This is a genomic window from Mycolicibacterium septicum DSM 44393 (assembly GCF_000455325.1).
Lineage (GTDB): Bacteria > Actinomycetota > Actinomycetes > Mycobacteriales > Mycobacteriaceae > Mycobacterium > Mycobacterium septicum.
This window is the reverse complement of the sequence record NZ_HG322954.1, coordinates 44,979-64,388: the sequence shown is the minus strand read 5'-3', so window position 1 is coordinate 64,388 and position 19,410 is coordinate 44,979. Positions and strand designations below refer to the sequence as shown.

14 protein-coding genes are annotated in these 19,410 nt (G+C 64.0%); 10 read left to right on the top strand and 4 right to left on the bottom strand.

Translation table 11 applies throughout. The features are described 5' to 3' along the window. Positions 1 to 663 precede the first annotated feature (663 nt). From TX88_RS31690 to TX88_RS31680, 3 genes are all read left to right on the top strand, one after another. Complete coding sequence (locus TX88_RS31690) at positions 664 to 1,665, top strand: S8 family serine peptidase (RefSeq protein ID WP_065148420.1); 1,002 nt, start codon at positions 664 to 666, stop codon at positions 1,663 to 1,665. Next, complete coding sequence (gene eccE, locus TX88_RS31685; protein WP_044524544.1) at positions 1,662 to 3,614, top strand: type VII secretion protein EccE; 1,953 nt, start codon at positions 1,662 to 1,664, stop codon at positions 3,612 to 3,614. Before TX88_RS31690 ends, eccE begins: the two co-directional genes overlap by 4 nt. An 86-nt stretch (positions 3,615 to 3,700) precedes the next feature. Next, a complete protein-coding gene (locus tag TX88_RS31680; protein ID WP_049925598.1) occupies positions 3,701 to 4,378 on the top strand; it encodes a DUF2637 domain-containing protein in 678 nt (225 codons plus the stop codon). A 24-nt stretch (positions 4,379 to 4,402) separates the two neighbouring features. Here the strand turns inward: TX88_RS31680 and TX88_RS31675 are convergent, their stop codons facing one another. Continuing rightward, positions 4,403 to 5,509 (bottom strand): FtsK/SpoIIIE domain-containing protein, encoded by a 1,107-nt coding sequence (locus TX88_RS31675; RefSeq protein WP_044524540.1) that lies wholly within the window; start codon positions 5,507 to 5,509, stop codon positions 4,403 to 4,405. Positions 5,510 to 5,701: 192 nt separating this feature from the next. On the opposite strand from TX88_RS31675, the gene TX88_RS32985 reads away from it, so the two are divergent. Then, complete coding sequence (locus TX88_RS32985; protein ID WP_049925596.1) at positions 5,702 to 9,142, top strand: HNH endonuclease; 3,441 nt, start codon at positions 5,702 to 5,704, stop codon at positions 9,140 to 9,142. Positions 9,143 to 9,168: 26 nt separating this feature from the next. On the opposite strand, the gene TX88_RS31665 is transcribed toward TX88_RS32985, so the two are convergent. The 3 genes from TX88_RS31665 to TX88_RS31655 form a co-directional block, all read right to left on the bottom strand. Continuing rightward, positions 9,169 to 9,486, bottom strand: a complete 318-nt coding sequence (locus TX88_RS31665; protein ID WP_065509587.1) for a hypothetical protein — start codon at positions 9,484 to 9,486, stop codon at positions 9,169 to 9,171. Positions 9,487 to 9,632: 146 nt separating this feature from the next. Beyond that, on the bottom strand, positions 9,633 to 10,916 hold the full coding sequence (locus tag TX88_RS34765) for a hypothetical protein (protein WP_065054686.1): 1,284 nt from the start codon (positions 10,914 to 10,916) through the stop codon (positions 9,633 to 9,635). Further along, on the bottom strand, positions 10,906 to 11,274 hold the full coding sequence (locus tag TX88_RS31655) for a helix-turn-helix domain-containing protein (protein WP_131814156.1): 369 nt from the start codon (positions 11,272 to 11,274) through the stop codon (positions 10,906 to 10,908). Before TX88_RS31655 ends, TX88_RS34765 begins: the two co-directional genes overlap by 11 nt. A gap of 119 nt (positions 11,275 to 11,393) precedes the next feature. Here TX88_RS31655 and TX88_RS34420 point away from each other — a divergent pair, with 119 nt between their 5' ends. The 6 genes from TX88_RS34420 (at position 11,394) to TX88_RS31625 (ending at position 19,358) form a co-directional block, all read left to right on the top strand. Next, positions 11,394 to 11,846: a hypothetical protein gene (locus TX88_RS34420; RefSeq protein WP_044524534.1), complete on the top strand. Its 453-nt coding sequence runs from the start codon at positions 11,394 to 11,396 to the stop codon at positions 11,844 to 11,846. Further along, positions 11,843 to 12,946: a hypothetical protein gene (locus TX88_RS34415; RefSeq protein WP_049925592.1), complete on the top strand. Its 1,104-nt coding sequence runs from the start codon at positions 11,843 to 11,845 to the stop codon at positions 12,944 to 12,946. Before TX88_RS34420 ends, TX88_RS34415 begins: the two co-directional genes overlap by 4 nt. Next, on the top strand, positions 12,946 to 13,893 hold the full coding sequence (locus tag TX88_RS31640; RefSeq protein WP_044524532.1) for a hypothetical protein: 948 nt from the start codon (positions 12,946 to 12,948) through the stop codon (positions 13,891 to 13,893). The genes TX88_RS34415 and TX88_RS31640 overlap by 1 nt, the downstream gene beginning before the upstream one ends. Before the next feature lie 25 nt (positions 13,894 to 13,918). Further along, positions 13,919 to 14,332: a hypothetical protein gene (locus TX88_RS35480; protein ID WP_234793065.1), complete on the top strand. Its 414-nt coding sequence runs from the start codon at positions 13,919 to 13,921 to the stop codon at positions 14,330 to 14,332. Between the two features lie 296 nt (positions 14,333 to 14,628). Beyond that, positions 14,629 to 17,217 carry an ATP-binding protein gene (locus tag TX88_RS31630; RefSeq protein WP_244438725.1) on the top strand — a complete coding sequence of 863 codons (2,589 nt, stop codon included), beginning with the start codon at positions 14,629 to 14,631 and terminating at the stop codon, positions 17,215 to 17,217. After that, on the top strand, positions 17,214 to 19,358 hold the full coding sequence (locus TX88_RS31625) for a hypothetical protein (RefSeq protein WP_044524530.1): 2,145 nt from the start codon (positions 17,214 to 17,216) through the stop codon (positions 19,356 to 19,358). The genes TX88_RS31630 and TX88_RS31625 overlap by 4 nt, the downstream gene beginning before the upstream one ends. Positions 19,359 to 19,410 lie beyond the last annotated feature (52 nt).

Genomic DNA, 19,410 nt, shown 5'->3' with positions numbered 1-19,410 from the left:
ATGACTACATCGACAAGGCTTTTGCGTTTTGCGGCCGTGATGGCGGTCGTCACGATGGCCGCGACACCAGCAGTGGCCACGGCGATCGAGGCGCCAGTTGTACCACCTGGCCCGCCGCCGGCCGACGGTGATCCCGACCCGGGCAAAATGATGCACCAGGTTGAGGATTGCACCCAGACCACGTTGATCCCTGGCACTGATGTGCGCGAGCTGATGCCGGCGTGGCGGTTGCTTGATATGCCTGCGGCACAACGAATCTCCACGGGCGCCGGGGTGATCGTGGGCGTGCTGGACACCGGGGTGACACCGGGGCCTCGGCTACCGCATATGGTGGCTGGCGGCGACTATGTGATGGGTCGCTACGGTGATGGGTTGGCTGACTGTGACGGGCACGGCACTGTGGTGGCCAGTCTGATCGGTGCTGCGCCGATGGGACCACCGCTGCCGAGTCGACCGGTGGGCGTGGCTGTTGCTGCGCCTCCGCCGGGGGCACCGGCACCGGCACCGGTTCCGCCGCCGCCTCCTCCTCCGACAGTGACCGTCACCGCGACTGCCACGCCCCCACCACCACCGCCGCCACCCCCTCCGGCTGAGCCGCCACCTCCTCCCGATGGTGCGGCCCCGGCGTGGAACAGCGGTGCCCAGCCTGTAGCAGGGCCGGGAATGTGGTCGCTGGATGAACCGGCGGTCGGCCCGGATTCCTTCGTGGGCGGGGCTCCGGATGCGGTGCTGGTGTCGGTGCGGCAGAGTTCACGCAAGTTCGGTCCGACCGACCCCAAGATGGAGCAGGATCCCGAACGGGCCGAACGGGCAGGCAATGTCCACACGTTGGCCGCTGGCATTGTGCATCTGGCCAACCTCGGGGCCAAGGTCATCAACATCTCGGTGGTGTCGTGCCAATCAGTGGCAAACCTGGTCGACGATACGGAGATCGGCGCCGCGGTGCGCTATGCCGTCGAAGACAAAGACGTGTTGATCGTCAGCGCGGCGGGCAACGCCGGCCAGGATGGTTGCACGCAGAACCCCGATCCGGTACCGGCCAACACCTCAGACCCACTGGGCTGGGACTCGGTTCAGACGATCGTCACACCGGGCTGGTATCAGGACTACGTGCTCACCGTCGGAGCCACTGACGACTATGGCGTGGCATTGACGGGTCAGAATGCGTCGTTGCACGGGCCGTGGGTCGGTATCGGTGCGCCGGGTACCTCCATTGCGGGGTTGTCCACTGACGGACAGATCATCAACGCCTCGGTGGACACCCGCGCCAATACGATCAAGCCGATCGGAGGGAGTTCTTTTGCCTCAGCGATCGTTTCGGCGGTAGCGGCCCAGGTCCGGGCGCAGTTCCCGGGCCTGACCGCATATCAGGTCAAGCACCGGTTGCAGGCGACGGCGCATCCGCCGGCGGCCGGGCGTGATACCGCTATCGGGTACGGCGTGGTCGATCCGGTAGCGGCACTGACCTGGTCGGGGCCCGACGGGGATCGTTTCCCGCCGTCTCTGGTGACCTCTGCGCCGTTTGAACCGCCTGCCGCTCCTCCGCCGGCCGACCCTCGGCCCGGGCGCGCGGTGTTGTGGGGCGGGCTGGTGGCGGTGGTAGCGGCCGCCGCGGTGATCGGGACTGTGGTGGTGCGGCGTGGCCGCAAGGAGGGGAAGTCGTGAAGCGGTCACCGGTGTCACTGCATGTGTCTCTCGGTTCGGTGTTGGCTGCTGAAATCGTCACCGCGGCAGTGACCTTCGCGACGGTGGCTACGAACCTGCTGCCGTTGTGGGCTGGGCTGGCGATCGGCGCGGTCCTCGGGTTGCTGCTGTGTGTGGTGCGATTTGGCGATGCTGTGCCGTGGAAGTGGCTGCTGCGGGCGTGGCGATTCGCCCGGGCACGAGCACCGCGCCAGCTCGTCGTGGGGGGTGTTACTCCTGGCGAGGAGACGGTGGTCCTACCGGACGGTTCCGAGCGGACCGTAGCTTCCCGGGCGCTTGCCGAGGCGGTGCGTGAGGTGCTCGACGGCGGCCAGTGGCGCCAGGCCTACGAAGGCGCTGGGCTGTCTTTCCCTGCGGTGGGCGTCGCGCCCGGGCCGGCTGAGTCCACCAGTGTCGATTTCGGCGATGTCGGCCAGTTCACCGACCACCAGGTCATCGCCCTGGGCGATGGCAAGGTGTTTAGCGCCGACGGTGATGTGGTGGAAATGTCGGACGTCGACACCGCAAGCTCGCAGTTTCTCGGGTGGTTTCATCCGCCGGCACCGGGTGTGCCGATCGATGTGCAGGACCGAGACGGCGTCGTGGGTGTGCTCATTGACGGGACGACCTTGATCACCATGATCAGCGTGTGGGGGCGTGCGCACATGCCGACGAGGTTGCGGCCCCAGGGTGCCGACACACCTAATCTTGTTCCGATCCAGGTGATTTGCAACGAAATGCAGCGCTACGGGCTCGGCGTGGATGTTGATGTGATCAGCGATGGTTCGCGCACCAGTGGCGACTCGTATGCGGCGCAATACGACAAGTCGATCGGTGCTCGGTCAGCGGCGGGGCAACGCACCAACACGTTGGTGATCCGCATGGATATCGATGATCCGCAGTCCGTGGAGGGATTGGTGTGGCGCTCGACGACCGCGGCGGCGATCGTGGCCGCCACACGGCGCATCGCGGTCGCGGTCGAGCGGTCGGGTTGCCGGGTGAAAATTCTTGACGCGCAAGGTATTCAGCAGGCCGCATTGGATACTGTGGGTGGCGTGCCGGCGGGGACCGCACCGATTGAGTGCGGCTGGGCGGAGCTGCGCCAACCCGGGCGCGGCTACTTGAGTAGCTTCTATTACTCAGCTGAGGACGTCGTGGCCGAAAAGCTCGACGAAGTGTGGTCGTTTGTTGCTGATGCTGCGCGGCCGATCACCCGAACCACCCTCGTGTTGGCGCTGCGTCGGATCGACGGGCTGGTGCACGCCTCGGCGATGGTGCGGGTCACCTCGACCCAACCGTTGCCGACCGCGCCGACTCCGTACTTGAACCGGGCTACCGGATGGCAGTGGGAAGCGCTGCAGGCGACGATTCCGGGGGCGGCGCGTCTGGCCGGGCTGCCCAGCACACCGGTCACCACTGACTTGGACAGGGCGATCGTGGTGGGTCCGTCCGGTATCCCGATCGGTGGAGTTGGGCGAGACAGCTTGTTGCTTATGCCGTTGAGTGATCCTGCGGCGCCAACGCAGATCACGGTCTACACCGACAACGATTTCAGTGTGCGGCAGCTGATTCGACGCGCGGCCGCCGCCGGTGATCGGGTCGCGGTGTACGACCCTGCCGGTCGGTGGACGATGACGGCGGCCAGCTCGCACATCTGGAGCACCCCGGACCCGTCAGCACAGCCGCCGTGGCCGCCGACGCTGGTGGTGCACAACGGGCAAGGCAACCCGTATCCGGGTGCCTGGTCATCAATGGTGGTCTCGGGACCGCGGTCCTCGCTGCGTGACCGCCGCGGCGCTCACCCCGATCGGGGGCGCCGGGCTGATATCGAGATTGAGATCAAGCCCGACCATGTCCGGGTTCGCACACAACGGTTCGAGTCGATGCTCACGCCGGTGGCGTTCCGAAACGAACAGACCTACCTCAACTGAGAACCGGTTTCCGGGAAGGAAATCCCATGTCCTCACCTAAGCGTGCTCGTGGCTTTTTCTGGACGGTCCTGATCGCGGCAACGTTGGTGTCGATCGCGGCCAACGCGGCGCATGCCAAGCTGGTTGTCACCTCGGTTCCTGGTGTGCTCGCAGCGGCGGTGGCCACGGTGCCGCCCGTAGTGCTGCTGGTGGCCACCGAGGGTCTCTCGATTCTGGTCCGCACCAATCGCCGGTCATCACTGATCTATGCAACGGCGGTCATCATGACGGTATTTCTGGCGCTTGCCGCGTTTGCGCTGTCCTTTTTCTCCTTGAAGGACTTGGCCCTTCGCTGCGGCATTCATCCGTGGCTGACCTGGCTGTGGCCGCTGGTTGTCGACGTGTGCATCGCACAGTGCACGGTCGTGCTGCAAGCGCTCAACCGCCAGGGCGACGAACACGAGGGAGTGGACGTCGAGAGTGCTTCCTCAGATGTTTCCTATGCCAGCGATGACCACAATGGCCCCGACACTGAGTTGGAGCTGCTTGAGTTCGACGAGTCCGGTGACGACGCTTCTCCTGCCGATTTGTTGCCGGTCGCTCAGGAGATCGTGGGCAACGGCGCGACGAGGCAGCCACCGGAAGTTGTGGCAGAAGTGCTGCGGCGCCACCATTCCGGTGAGCGGGCAGGCAAGATCGCCTCGGCGATGGGCCTGCACCACAGCACCGTCAACCGGCTACTCAACGCCGGGCATCGCCGTACCCTGGCCGACCACGCCCGCTAGGCGCGGTTCCGGGCCGGGGCAAGCTCACTTGTCGTTGGTCGCCGTTTCAGCGATCCTGGCGATGAGTGCCTGCCTGATGGGTATTCCATCGGCGCCAACGGCTTGGACGTTGAAGAATTCGAAGCGTGGCAGGCTGGGGCGCGCAGTGGGTTTTGTGATGATCGCGGCCCCATTGCCTTTCGGCAGGAACTTAGCTTCGTCGGTGCCGATGACGGCGCGGGAATCGACCGCGTCGAGCGTGGCCAGAGCGACACGGTAGGACATCATCCTGGGGAAACCCGTCGGCAGGCAGCTGGTCCGCTGAGTTGCCAGTAAGAGGTTGATCTGCAGCGCCCGACCTTCGCGTGAGATGTTGTCGAGGCACTCATACAGTTTTACCCCGGGGAGACCTCCGTTGAGCATGGGCTCCACATCGTCGATGACCACGAACAGTAGGGGTGCAGATGAGCTGGAGCTCTCTAGGTCGAAAGCTTGCAACTCGCTGTCGGCGATGAGTTTTACGCGCTCCTCGACGCTAGCGTTGAGATGGCCGACGAGGTCGGAGACAACGGCGGCGTCGCGGCCATCAAACACCCGCTGGACATGTGGCAGGGCTTCGAACCCGCGGAAGGTGTGGCACCGACTCACGAGCACAAAATTGACGCGGTCGGGGGAGTAGCGGGCGCACAGGCTCAAGACCATGGTGGCCAGCGCGGTGCTTTTGCCGGATCCAGTGGCGCCTTGGATGAGACCGTGTCCGCCGTCCCCGCCGTCGTGGACGGGTGTGAAGTCGAGGGTAACGGGAATTCCGTTGGGCGCCAGCCCCAACGGAATCTGCAGTGCTGACTCGGCCGAACTCGCCCAAGCCTCAAGGGCATTGAATGTTGCCAGGTCAGCAACACCGACGGCGTCGAGGTACGCCTGGACCGGGTCGGCGGTTGACGTTGAGCCTGGCTCGAAGCCCGTTGGTGCATGGTCATTTTCGGTGAGGGATTCAAGAAGCCTCAAGTCGTCCATGCTGATGAGTGCAGCAGTTGGGGAGTTGCGATTGACGATGACGAAACGGCGCCCATTGCCGACATTGGCTAGAAGGTAGGCGGCGTTGCGCGCGAGCTCAGTAGCGGTAACCAGATCCTTCTCATCGATCTTCATGATCCCAGCCTACCGCGTTACACAACTCCATACGTACCCAAATGCGTAAATAAATAGGTATAAGGGTTCCGTGGGTCAGATCTTCATCCCGCAGCCCTACTGTCTGCCGACACATGGGCAACACGGTCAGCCGGCGCCGCGGCTTCTGGGAAGATGAGTCGACTACCCGTTCGATGTCGACAGCGAGGCCTGGTGACGATCAGCGCGCAGACGCGCAAGCTGCTGTGGGGCCGAGCCCACAACACGTGCTCTTTCGCCACGTGCTGGCAGGCCCTGACGACCGACGAGATCGACGCGCAAACAGGTGAACGATTCTCTGTGGTGCTCGGGGAAGAGGCTCACATCCGCTCAGGGAGCTCGGGCGGCCCTCGTTGGGATCCGGACTATCCCAGTGCGGCCATCGACTCGTACGAGAACTTGATGCTGATGTGTCCCACGCACCACAGCTTGATCGACGCGCACAACGGCGATGGCTTCGACGCCGAGACGCTGGTCAGGATGAAGCGCCGGCACGAAGACCAACAGGAACGCAAGGAGCGCATCAACGCGGCCGTGCGACTCTATGTCGGCAGCCAGTACGAGATCGATGACAGAGTCCTGTTCGAACAGGTGGACTTACACGGTCCCAGCGTCGACGCGATGTTCGTCGACGTTCCGTTCGCCTGTTCACGCGACGCCGCCATCGCCGAACTGATCGAACGCATTGCTGCTGAACACCCCGGTGACCCGGAGGCGTTGGAGGGGGCCGGCCCCAAGGTTGTTGCTGGCGCCGCCCAGACGCTATTGCACCCTGACTGGCGGGGCAGTGCGTTGCTGATTGGTGGGCCTGGCCAGGGCAAGTCGACGCTGCTGCAATATGTGTGTCAGTTCCATCGATCCCGCATGTTGAGCAAGAGCTCATACACTGGCGCCGACCAGCAGCTCGCACCGGTGACATCGACTACCCGCGTGCCAGTCCGGGTCGATCTTCGACGCTACGCCCAATGGGCCAGCGCCAAGGAGCCCATCGCCAAAACCAAGAAGGGCAAACGCGCGGCTGATCAGGGCTGGCGCAGTATCGAGCAATACATCGTTGCCGAGGTGAAGAAAGGCAGTGGCGGACACGAATTCTCGTTGCAGGATCTGGCCGCATTGGTTTCCACCGAACCCATGCTGATCGCGCTCGACGGGCTCGACGAGGTGGCCAACATTGAGCACCGTATCCAGGTCAGCGACCAGATCGTCGAGACGCATGCGAGGCTGAAAGTCGACTCGCGTGATCTCGTCGTCGTCGTGGCGACGCGGCCGGGCGCGACAACGTCGCGGCTGTGGTCTTCGGGCGAGTTCCCACGATTCACCTTGCAGCGGCTCTCTCAGGGGCTTCGGATCCAGTATCTGAGGAAGTGGTCGACCGTCGCGGGACTGAGCGAGGAGGCTACTGACAAGCTGCAGGCGACGTTCATGGACAACCAGCATGTGCCGCATATCCGTGAACTGGCCTCCTATCCAATGCAACTGGCGATCTTGCTGCATCTTCTCTATCGTCGCCAACTGCTGCCCCAGCAGCGCACCGAGCTATACACGGAGTACTTGAAGACGTTCCTGGATCGCGAGCAAACTGCGGAGAAGGAGCCGCTGCTTGCCGACCAACGCGACACCATCGTCAGCGTGCATGCCTACCTGGGATGGTATTTGCAGACCAGGGCGGAAGAGGGCGCCAGCGCCGGGTCGATTTCGCGCGATGAGTTGCGCAAGCTGCTGCGCGAGCATTTTGCAGGCCAGGAGTACGGCCAGCAGTTCGCCGAGCGGTTGTTCTCAGCGATCTCCACTCGCGTGCTGTGCCTGGTCGAGCGAGAAACCGACCGCTTCCAGTTCGAGGTCCAATCGCTGCGCGAATACTTCACTGCGCTTTACATTTTCGAGAATGCTCCCCCTAAAGGTGACGGGAATTCCCGTGACGACTGCCTAGATGCGCTGCTGCAACGCCCCTACTGGTCCAACGTCTGCCGCTTTTTTGTCGGGATGTTCTCGAAAGTAGAGGTGCGGGGGATCCGCCATAACTTGCGTCAGTTGAGCACCACGACAACTGATCTCACGCTTCATCCGATGCTTCGCGCGATGGCCGCCCAATTCCTCGACGACCGGACCTATGTCGGGCAAGCCGATGAGCCGATTCAAGAGGTTGTGGATTTCGTACTGGAAGGCCCCGGAGTGGTGCTGGCCAGGGACGGCATGCTCGACGCCAGCGGTCCGCACCTGCAGTTCTCCGAACGGGCCGGGCAATCACAGGCCGCCCGGCACCTCAAAGCGCGCTTGGTCGACGAGGCGTCGGCGCAGACCAGATCAGCGATCGCCGAGCTGCTGCGCCGGCACAGCACAACCGGCGAACTTCATCAGTGGTGGTGGGAGCAGACAGAACCCACGCTTGAGTGGTTGCAGACCGCAGCCGAATTGGGCGTGCTGGGCGACCTCAGCGAGGATGAGAACACCACGCTCGCAGCCACCTTGACTGCCTTAAACCCCCCTTCGGCATGGCTGGCGATCCTTCTCGACCAGGGCGGCTACAACGGTCGCCACGGGCAGGTCATCGAACTATGCAAGGCCGACGTCAACGACGGTGCGGCCGAAATCATGCCGCCGATCGCAATGACCTCGGTCGCCGTCTTGGTGGAGGGCGCAGCAAAGGCGCAACTACGCCCATACGCGACGTTCCAGCGCGCACGGCGGACACGAATCCGTCAGCGAGGCAATACCGGTGACGCGGTCCTGCACGAGGTTGCCGAGTTGTCCAACTACCTGTCGGACAAGCCGCTGACCGAAATGTCAGCCAACGATTGGTTCAACCGGCTGAAGCGGATCGCCCAGACATGGGGTGACGGCTGGGTTTTGCGGCAAGCGCTCGCAACCGCCCCCGTCGACGCAGACCTACAGACGCTGGCTGATCGCGCAGGAGATGAGCAGCCGACACTGGCTGCCGTGTCCCGGTGGGAATATGACGCTCGCTCCCACGCCAAGGATCGAGACTGGTGGGAACAGTCGCTGGCCTCGTGTGGGTCCGACCTAGACCGACGGCGTTGGATCTTCGCAGCACTGAGCATCGCGCGGCCGCAAGCCGTCCTGCATGTAGCAGCACACCTCAACGAGACAGTGTCGGGTCTTTCACCTAAACACTATGCAGCGCTACAGTATTCGCTCCGGCGATTCAGGCTATCTCCGATGTCGCGCGAACTTGTATTTGCCGAGCCGTTGCGGCTTCAGCAGGTCGACGCGAGTGCGCGTCTACTGTGGCTGATTCGAGCAGTGGGAACCGAGGCGACGACCGACTGGGCCGATAAGCGGCTGGGAGCCAATTTCGAGTCGTTGCTGCAGCCAGGCTTGGGTGACATGCGGCCGTTGCTGCGTACTGTCGGCGCTCAGACCACAGTGAAGGTCAAGCGGCTCCAGCACAGCCGCTCCGTGTTGCCTGTGGGCGGGTGGGCAAGCGATATCAAGCTCGGGGCACTTAGCCTTGAGTTGGCCCGCGAGATCCTTCGCAACCCCGAGCAGTGGCCGGGCGACGTCGTTCAACGAGCCGCCGAGAAGATCGGCACCAGGCTCGCGTCGAAGGCCCCCACGCTGGGCACCGTCGCCCACACGGCGGCATGGTTCACATAGCCGCTCGCAGATTCCGTCGAGTCTGTTCAGCGGTGCACATCAGCTAGCCGACGCCGGCTGCTGCCCACCGGGCGCCGGCGTTGGTCGCGGTGATGCGCCGCACGTAATAGGTGCAGTGCGCGGCCATATCGGTCGGTACCCAGGACGGGGGACACGGTCTGCTGCGAGTCATCAAGAAACGCTGTGATGCGTTGTTGTGCTTGAGGATGGGTCGCAGCCGAATGATATTCCAGTTCGGGATAGATCGTGGCCAGATTGATGACGGAGGCGTGCCGGCCAAACCAGTACAGGCGCTCGGTGTTGTCCCCGTCGTTGATCACGAGGAAGGTGCTTAAGTTGTTCACGGCGTCAATGTAGGCGGCAGGTGTGCTGGCAACATCTCACGACGCGTTGGGAGAGGCCAGTTTTTGGGCGGTGGGCAATGATCAGGCAAAGGTTCGTCCGAGCGAGCGACTGATCAGCACTTCCGGCCCTTCATGGTCGGGAGGATTCAACGCTCGAGCCAGGAGGGCCTAGCGAACCTGGGTTCCCATCGCCCGCCCATTGCCCAGCGCTTCAGGGTTGACAACCGACCTGTGTGCCAGGCTGTCCACCAGTCCTGATGCACGCCGTCGGCGAGACGTGCGAGACGTGTCGTCGGCTTTTCTGTGCAGAATAGGTCGGCGGGCGTCTTGTAGATGACCCATTCGATTTCCTCGGGTGGTCGCAGATGAGTCAGCAGGGCGTCGCCGACCTCAGCTTGCCGCTTATCGCACTCCACCAGCCAAACAGGCGAGGCGGGGTTACTGGCGGGGCAGAACTCCCACCGCCAGAAGCCATGACCCTTCTCGCCTGCGTGGTCGATCAGGACGCTTGCCCGGTCCTCGCACAGCTCCGCTCCATTCGGCCATATCCACAACGCCTTGGTGTCGTAGATCAGGACCGTGTTGCCTGTGGCTTCTACGTTGTAGCCGAGCACCGTGAGGCGTGATGAGAATGTTGTGCCATTGGTGCTGCTCCCATCGGGGATTGTTACGAAGGTGGCGAAGGTGCTGCCGAATGCTCCGTCGATGACCGCCGAGCCGAACCAGACGGCGCCCAGGGCAGCCAGGATTGCGCCGCTTGCCAGGGGTAGCCAGGTGATTTTGGGTGGGGTGCGGCGGTGGGTGACCGCGGGAGGTTCGGGTTTCGCCGGTTCAGGGTCGAGAAGCGTCGGTACAGGTAGGTCCATGGGGCCTAGAAAGAGTAGGTCGTCGACTTCCTGGGCGGCTGGCGCCATTGGCCACCAGTGCGAGGAGCCGTCGACGGCGAGCCAGCCTTCCAGTACGCCGTAGATGCCGGCGGAGAGGAAGGTGGCCGGCAGCTGCGCGAGCAGCCACGGGATGATCAGCGAGGACCAGATCGAGGGGGCTGGGTCGTAGAAGAACACCAGTGGTGTGCCGCTGAGGACAGCGGCCCACATCATGGCTGGGATCGGGTAGGCCCGCAGCTTTTCGGGGATCAGCCTGATGATTTGGGCGTAGACCAGGCGGCCGAGTGGCCAGCCGATGGGCGCGGCGGCTGCGGCGGTGGCCAGGATCGTTTTTTCCCACCATCCGGTGTCGGCGGCCTTGCGGAAGAGGATTCCTGGCCTGACGTCGTCGTCGTGGGGATCGGGACGGACGCCGGTGCGCGCGCGGGTGCGGGCACGTAGCCGCTTGCCGAGCAGTTCGGCGCGGCGTTTCTGGAAGACGAAGATGCCCGCGTGCGCTGCGATCCAGGCGCGTCGCTGATCGTCGAAAACGTCAGCAGGCATTGCGTACTCGCGTGGTGGGGTCGATGCGTGCGACGGCGTCCCAGAGGGCGGCCAACTGGCGTTCGACGCATTGCAGTCGAGCCTCGACTCGGGCCTGTTCGTTTCCTCGCGGCGGCTGCGGTGGTGGGTCGCCGCCGTTGAGGATGTGCGCACATGCGCCGGACGGCCATTCGAGTGCCTCGTCAAGCTGGGCGATGGTTTCGGGGCGTAGGCCGCGGGAGTTGCGGACAGCTTTGTAGAACGTGCTGCGGCTAAGTCCTGCGCGTTTGGCCAGTTCGGTGAAGGTCATCCGCTTCTCGGTGAGGCGGCGTCTGACATACCAATCGAGCCGTGCGGGGCCATCTTGAGGTGCTTCCACGCTAGAAAGATAACTGTAGATGACAGTTCACGTCTACATGTGTCGACAGAAAGATGATCTAGTCGCTACAGTCATGCCTACAAGATGAGTTTTTGATGACAGCGAACGGAGAAGGTGGCATGAAGGTGCTGAAGGCGACTCTGGCGCTGGCCGGTGTCGCAGCGGTCGCGCTCTATGTGGCCGTGATGCTGCTTATTGAGCTACTCGCCCGGTTATTGCCGCTGATCGTGCTAGGCGCGGTCGTGATGTTGGCCGTGTATGTATGGCGTCGAGTCCAGGCACACCACCGTGAGCGCCACCAAGCAGCGATCAAGGATCGCGCACCCACTGGCACGGTGGAACACCCTGCGCAGCGGCAGGTATCAGTGGTCCCCGCACTGCCATCGCATCAGCAGACGCGGTTGATCGTCGGCAGCGAAGGCAACGGCGGCATCGACCAGGAGGGATACCTACGACTGGGTCCGCCGCCGGCTCTGCCTAGTTCAGCCCGACAGTCCGACGTCGTGGCAGCTGGGCGTTCCCATGGCCGGCGCAACGTCTCACATGCACGGCCGCGGAGCAGTCGGCCATGACCCGATCCACCCCGCTCGATGACGATGAACGCTGGCTTGTGGGCATCGGGGCCCAAGTTCGGCCCGAGGACCAGGATGACGAGTCCGACGACGTACACGACGAGGAGTCCGACGACGAGCTCGACGACGACGACGAACGCGACTCCGATGACGCAGGCGGCGAGCCGCTCGATCAGACTGCAGGCCACGGCGTGGACGGCGATCAGGGTTCCCCGACAACGCAGTTCAGCGGGGTCACCGACCTCGACGCCGCGCCGCCTCCAGGCCATGAGTCCTCAGCTGGTGTCTCCGTCGACAAGCGGCGTCGCTTCACACCGTGGGTGTTGGGAGCGGGTGTGGGAGCAGCAGCCCTGGCGACCGTAATCACCGCTGTCGCCTCCAACTTGAACAGCCCGGCTCCCGCCGCAGCGCCGAGCCCGCCGAGCGCGTCGTCATCGTCCGCACCCCGGCCTGCACCTGCAGCACCACCACGACCTGCGGCGCCCAGCGACGCCAACGCTGATGGGCCGCTGCCGTTCGCGGCGTATTCGGACTGCGACGAAGCCGGTTCAACCCCGGCCCAGTCGGTGGCAGTTGCTGATTCACCGTCACCGTGGATATGCGTGCTCAATGGGCCGGGGCAGCGCCTGGACCTTGTGCTGGGTCCGCCGGGAATGCCGCAGTCCTACGTGATCACCGGAGTCACGATTGTGCCGGGCGCGGTCGGGAAGCCTGGACGCCCTGATACCGAGCCGGATCCGTGGCTGGCTCATCAGGTCGTGACCCGGTTGCAGTGGTCGTTTAACGACCCTGCCAATACCGTCAAGCCGCAGAACACGTACAACGTGCGCGGCGAGGCGCCCATGGCGATCCCGCACATCACCGCCTCGAAAATCACCGTCATCATCCAGCAGACCAGCCCACCCCCGGCTCCGCAGCCCAGCGCGACCGAGCAACCCGCGCCCGGAGGCGTTTTCGGGTCGGTGCTCGGCCCACCCGCGCCACCGGCTGGGACAACAGGCAGCACATTTCCCCTCGACGGCAACGAGCCCAGACCGGATAGCAGTCTGCGAACGTTTGCGGTTTCCAACATCAAAATCATTGGACACAAGGCAATTTGATGAAAATCTCGAACACGTGGAAGCGTCGGATCGGTGCGGGTAGCAACATCGCCCGTCGCGGCGGCTTCGCTGCCCTGGTGCTGTTCTCGGCGATCAGCGGTTTGGCCGAGGCCAAACGGTTCGTGTTTCCGCCCCCGCCACCGCCAATCACTGAGGAGAGCCGATCGGTCGTCAATGAATCCGACCGGGTCAAGGCGTTCGCGGCCGACTGCATCGAATCGCTGCTGTCGGGAACCATCACCGGCGGAACGGATCTGAGCCGCTGCTACCCCGACGGCCGCAAGTACACCCCGGCTGTTCCTGGCTCCAAGATCGTCTCGGACGCCAAGCCTCAAGCCATCAAGTACGGGCCCAGCAATGACGAGGTCAGCCTCTACAGTGTGAAAGTCCAGGTGAGCGAACAGCTTTACCCAGGAGCTCCAAAGACCCCGGCGGTCTATCAGCTCACGGTGAGCGCCTACCAGCACACCGGACTGCAAGCCATTGACAAGATCTCACGCCTGCAGTCCGACCCGCCCGGGGCATATATCGCGCTGAACTATCCCGTCACGGTCGAGCCGCGTAGGCCCGACTCGACCGAGTTCACGCCCTTGTTCACCTCACTGTCAGGATTCGCCACCGCCTACCTCACCAACGCTGGCGGACTGGACCGATTCACCACCCCCAACTCCGGGATCACACCGCTGGCGGCCTACAGCGAGGCCACCGTCACCGCAGCCCAGGCCGAATCGGAGGCTCCTGAGAACCCACCTGACAACTTCGAGCTGCCGGTGCACATTGATGTTTCCGCGCGAAGGCCCGACTACAGCCAGGAGACACTGTCCTACCCACTGACGCTGCGGGCCAGCGGCGGCAGCTGGTTCGTCGCGCAGATCGACGCGATGCCGACGGTGGCTGATCTGACCCCGACCCCGGCGCCTGCACCTGCTTCAGCAGCAACCCCGTAGCCCATCACATCGAAGGAGCACCATCATGAACGAACTGAGCCTCTTGCAGACGTGGCTGCACGACATGCCGGACCCGGTGAGCGCGAGCAGCAACATCGCCGACGTCGCGGTCCACGGCGTCACTGAACCCAACTCGCAGGTCATCCTCGCTGCCGGCGGCGGCGGGCTCATCGATATGAGCCATTGGATCTTCTACATCATTGTCGGGATCGGCTGCGTCTACTTCCTGGGCGGCGGCATTCTCCGCGGCATGCGCGACCACTGGAAGAAAGGGGAGGGCGCGGCGTTCAAGGCGATCCTGGGCGGGGTGGGTCTGGCCATCCTCATCACCCACATCGTGGGGATCTACCAACGCGGCAACAGCGAAGTGGAGAAAGCCCCCGGCGGTTGGTTCAACGGCGGTAACGGCGGCTCCGTCTCGGTCAACCGCGGCTGGTGAGTGCGCCCATGATGGCTCCCCGCCGCAGCGGGGAGGCCGCTACCGTACACACCGGCATCCGTGACGTCGAAATCCAGGTCGGCGGGGATGTAGGCAAAGGCCAAAGGTGGCCGGGCGGCCCGTACCGGCCCGCCGAGCGTGGCGCCATCATCACGATCGGCGGAGCGACGCTGTGGTGGGTGGACACCCACGAAGGCGCGTGGCCGGTCCTCGTCGGCGGCATAGCGCTCATGGTGATCACCGTGGCGCTGATGCGCGTCCTGATCCCCAGGACACGACCGTCGTTGGCCGTGCGGATGATGTTCGTGCGCAACATGCTGCGCCCCAAACACGTCATCACCTCCAACGGCGACGACCACGGTCTCACTGTCGACGAGAGTTTCGACCCCGCCCAGCAGGTCGAGGGCAATCTGGTCTTCACACGCGGCGGCGTCTACGCCGAGTATCTCCTCGACGGGCGTGCTGTCACGATGCGCTCGTTCAACGTGCACGAAGAGGCAGCCAAGCTGACCCAAAGCCTGGGACGTCAACTGCCCTCGGGTGCACAGATCCGCGGCCTTCTCGTCGCCGAGGACAAGAAAGCGATCATGCGCTCCATGGTCGGCTCCCACACCGACAACAAGGCATGGATCAAGCAGTGCCGCGCATGGGAACCAACCATCGCCGCGCCCTCGAAAGCCATCACCTCGGGCTACACCGGTCCGGTACGCGCGCGGTTCTGGCTGTCCATCCCCGTCGATTCGGGCACCTCGGGCCGCACCACGTTGGGCCAGGGAAAACGTGTGCTCGACTGGATCAGCGGCCGGGATAAGGATTCCGATACATCGATCCACCACTACCGCACCGTCGCTCGAAAGATCGTCGGGGCACTACCCAATCAGTTCAACATTCGCCCCGCCAGTCCTGCTCAGATCCAGTGGTACTACCGCCACCGTGCCGGCCTGGGCGTGATTCACCAGCCGATTCCTACCGACGGCGCGGGCCCGAGTTCCCTTACTGCCGCCGACTTTCCGCAAATGGCGCTCGATGAGGGCGACAACGCCGATCGGCCATGGTGGCGACCGAAGGTGCAGCCGCTTGTTCGGGTGTATGACCCCAACAATCCGATGGCGGCCAGCAGCTATCAAACATTCCTCACTGTCGAGCACTTCCCTGAATCGGGAATCTGGTTTCCTCGTGCGTCCTACTTGCACGGCCTGCTCAACGTTCAGACCGATGCCGCGATCGAGTGGACCCAGCACTACGACGTGCGCACGCCCGAGGAAGCTAAGGCGGTCAACTACCGCTACACCAAGAACATCAAAGATCAGATCGACCAGCGCGGTGACCGCGGACGAGAAGACGATGAGTTACCTAAGAAGCTGAAAAGCACGCGGGCGTACACACGCAAGATGTCGAACCCCGCCGAACGCGAGCTCGATCACAGCACGATCATCGCGGTCGGTGCTGCCACCCCCGCGGCCCTCGACGACGCCGTGAAGCAGATTAGACAGGAACTGGAGTCGGTCGGCATCGTGGTGCGCCGCCGGCGCGGGGCGCAACTGCAACTGTGGAAGGCGTTCCACACCGGAAGCGAAAATTCCTGCCCTCTGGACGAATTCCGCAACCCGACGACGGCCCACGAGTGGTCGTTGTTCTTGCCGCTGATCTCCGGGCGCGTCGGCAACGTGAAGGGAAGCCCCCTGGCGGTCGATCAAACCACCATGCGGCCGTCGGTCATTCTGCACGATCCCGAAGGGTGCGCCCGACGCAACAACAACACCGGACTGGCGATCGTCGGCGATCCCGGGGGCGGAAAAACGCACCGCGCAAAGCTGTCTGCGCTGGAATTGATCTATCGGGGCGGACGTGTCGTGGTCTTCGAGCCCGACACGATCGCTGAATGGCGCACAGCACTACGGTCTGTTCCCGGCGTACTGTTCATCGACCCCACCTTGGCGGAATGGTGCTTCGATCCGCTGGTCATCTTCCCTACCGCCGTCGCGGCAAGGGTGGCAGCGGCTCACATTCTTCCCTGGATTGGTTTGCCTGCCAACCATATTCAAGCCAAGCGATATCGCCGTCTCCTTCGACCGGAGAACCGCGAACGCCTCGAAATCAACAGCCACCGCGAGCTGATGAGCTATCTACGCGCGCAGCCGGGATCTGACGAAGACGAGTTGTTGCTGCGTCTGGAGTCTGCCGAAGAGGATTTCCCCGGCCTGTTCGACGACTCGCTACCGGCTTACCATCCCCAAGACGGCGCGGCGACGGTGTATTTGACCGGCAACCTCGCCCTTCCTGACAGTAGCGATGAGTACGAGCAGCTTTCCGGCCCACAACGTGCCGGTATGGCGGTGTATGGCCTGCTGATCGAACTTGAGCAGAAGTTCATGTTCGGCCGGCGCCACATCTTCGATGTGATGATCTTCGAGGAATGCGCCGAGCTGCTGGCCTACCCCGCGACCGCGCGCATCGCCCACCTCATTACCCGCCGCGGCCGCAAGCACGCGACCGGAATCTGGTTCATCACACAGGATTACCGCGACCTGGCGCACATGGGCGACAAGTTCGTCACGCAGAAGTGGATCTTCCGTGTGCAGGATCCCGAGCTGGCGTACTTGACGCTGAAATGGGCCCGGATCGATCCCGAGATGTACCCCCAGCTTGTGGACACGTTGTCGCAGGACACCAGCCCGGGCAACACCCGCGAAGACGACCTCGTGGAAACCGACGCCGACGGCACGGTTCGCATCACCGAGGCCAGCGCGGTAGACCCCGAGCGACGCGGTGAGGGATTCATGGTCGATGAGCTCGGCCGTGTCGCGCGGGTGCAGTTCTTCGGCGCGCCCACCGACAACCTGGCGCGAGACTTCGACAGTACCCCGATGCAGGGGGCCGCATGATTTTGCGAGAGCGCGTGGCGCTGTGGCTTTCCCGTCACGATCGGGTGCGCCAAACACTGACGGTGATGATCGCGATGCATGCGTTGTGCGCGATGGCGATGGCCGCAGCGCCCAGCGCCGCGGCGGCTACCGGCGCTGCAGCGCTGGGGTGGACCGGGCTGCGCGATGCCGACGGCGTCCCCCTCAAGGACATGTTCTTGTCGGTGGTCAGCACGTCCGAGGCGGTCACCAACAACGGCCAAGAAGTCGACTGGAACCCCGCGTCGTGGCTGCAATGGCTCAACGAGGCCGGTCAGGTTTGGATGTCGCACAGTCTGGTCACCTCCGTGCTGACCTGGGAGGCCGCCGCGATCGTCTACGGCGCAGCGCTGTCGTTCTGGTTTTTGCGCTTTGCGATGTCGAATACCTACCTGCTGGCGTTGTCCGAGGTTGCTCGGCCAATCCACACCGCGGTCACGGGGTTTGTCAACGCAATGTGGCTGGGCCCGATAGCGATTGGAATCTGCGTCCTGGTAGCCGGCTTTCATTATCAGAACGCACGGCCCGGCCGCGCGTGGAGCATCGCAGGCAACGCCGCCATCTTGACACTGCTGTTGTTCACTTTCTTCCGCGACCCGATCGACGAACTGACCAGCGAGCACGGCCTGTTGGGCATGGCCCGCTCCACAGGGTTTCAGATCGCTCAAACAGTGCGTGGCCAGTCATTTGCTCCCGGTCAATCACTGGACGGCCAACTCGACGCGATGATGGGTGAGCTGATCTCCAACACCGTGCGCCCGATGATTCAGCTGATGAACTTCGGACGGGTCGTCGACGACATACCCGGCTGCCGGCAGGCCTGGTCGGCGGCCGTTCGCGCCGCCGACGGTCAAGGCCCGGGACCGGCACACGCGATGTATGCCGACCCACGATTGCCCCAAACTGGCGGAATCCACTGCAACGCCGCTGACGCGCTCGCCCACGCCCAGCACCTGGGCGCCAACGACATCATGCTCGGGGCGCTTTTCCTGGTCATCGGATTCTTCATCGGATTCTTCATCTGGTACGTCGGGATCAGCACCCTCGTCGTCGGCGCCAAGGCCGCCTACTACGGAATCATCGTCACGCCGGCATTCCTGCTCGGCATGATCGGCTGGAAACGCGCCAAAGACTTCGCCACCCGCTCCGGTTCACAGCTGCTGTTCCATGGTGTCGAGACGATCATCTTCACCACGTTCCTAGCCATCAGCACCCTTGGCATCGCCTGGGCCCTGACAACCGGCATCATCGGGCGAGGCGAGGTCACAGTGGTTCCGCGCCTGCTCATGGTGGCAATCGGTTCGATCGTGGCGGTCTTTGTGTTCCACTACATCGACAAACACTTCTATACCGACAATGTCGGAACGATCGCTCACCACTGGCGTTCGGTATGGGACTCCGGCCGCGGTGCGGCACGCTCGGAATACGACGACTTCCATGACGGCCTCGACCGAGCGCGGGGCTTGCGCGATCGTTACCGCAACTGGCGGTCGGGTTCGTCGGACGAGGACGGCGACGAGGGCTCCGAGACCGGTGGCGGCTCGAAACCTGACGATGTGCCCGGGTTGGACGTCGTCAAGCCCCGTCCGAGCCGACCCGCGCCCGATCTGGCCACCAAGCCCGCGGCCACGGCCGGGACTGAGGAGGCGGCCGCACATGCGACGTCGGCGGCCGCGACCACTGCGACGCGCAGTGCTGCGACTGCAGAAGTCGGCGCGGCCGCAGAAACGGTGGCCGAGGTTGCCGCCCCAGAGGTCGCGGTGCCGGTCGCGGCGACGGTGGCGGTTGTCGAACGGGCACGCGGTCATCGCCGGGACGAGCATGGCGGCGCGCACGAGCACGGCGGCGATCATCCGCACGGGGCGCACCCGCACTCTGACCCCCCGACTCAGCACTCACCGGTTGATGAGCCGGCCATGGGGACACCTGAGCCCGGCTTGGCGATGTCGGCTACATCAGCGCAGCGGCCGTCCCGACGCGCATCCTCAGGACGGCATGCGGCATCGGCTGGCGATGACCCTTCGCAGCGCGGTCCTGGCAATGTTGCCGACGACGCGTCCGGTGACGGCCCCCTAGAATTTCCTGCAGCGACGCCGCGACCTGCTACGAAAGGGCAGCAATGATGACCGCCCGTCAACACTTCGCTCTTGGTATCGAGGCGCTGGGACTGTCCTC

Excerpts from the sequence above, each read along its gene's own strand:
- TX88_RS31690 (WP_065148420.1), top strand. The coding sequence starts at position 664 with ATGTGGTCGCTGGATGAACCGGCGGTCGGCCCGGATTCCTTCGTGGGC.
- TX88_RS31675 (WP_044524540.1), bottom strand. The coding sequence starts at position 5,509 with ATGAAGATCGATGAGAAGGATCTGGTTACCGCTACTGAGCTCGCGCGC.
- TX88_RS34765 (WP_065054686.1), bottom strand. The coding sequence starts at position 10,916 with ATGCCTGCTGACGTTTTCGACGATCAGCGACGCGCCTGGATCGCAGCG.
- TX88_RS34420 (WP_044524534.1), top strand. The coding sequence starts at position 11,394 with ATGAAGGTGCTGAAGGCGACTCTGGCGCTGGCCGGTGTCGCAGCGGTC.
- TX88_RS34415 (WP_049925592.1), top strand. The coding sequence starts at position 11,843 with ATGACCCGATCCACCCCGCTCGATGACGATGAACGCTGGCTTGTGGGC.
- TX88_RS31640 (WP_044524532.1), top strand. The coding sequence starts at position 12,946 with ATGAAAATCTCGAACACGTGGAAGCGTCGGATCGGTGCGGGTAGCAAC.
- TX88_RS35480 (WP_234793065.1), top strand. The coding sequence starts at position 13,919 with ATGAACGAACTGAGCCTCTTGCAGACGTGGCTGCACGACATGCCGGAC.
- TX88_RS31630 (WP_244438725.1), top strand. The coding sequence starts at position 14,629 with ATGATGTTCGTGCGCAACATGCTGCGCCCCAAACACGTCATCACCTCC.
- TX88_RS31625 (WP_044524530.1), top strand. The coding sequence starts at position 17,214 with ATGATTTTGCGAGAGCGCGTGGCGCTGTGGCTTTCCCGTCACGATCGG.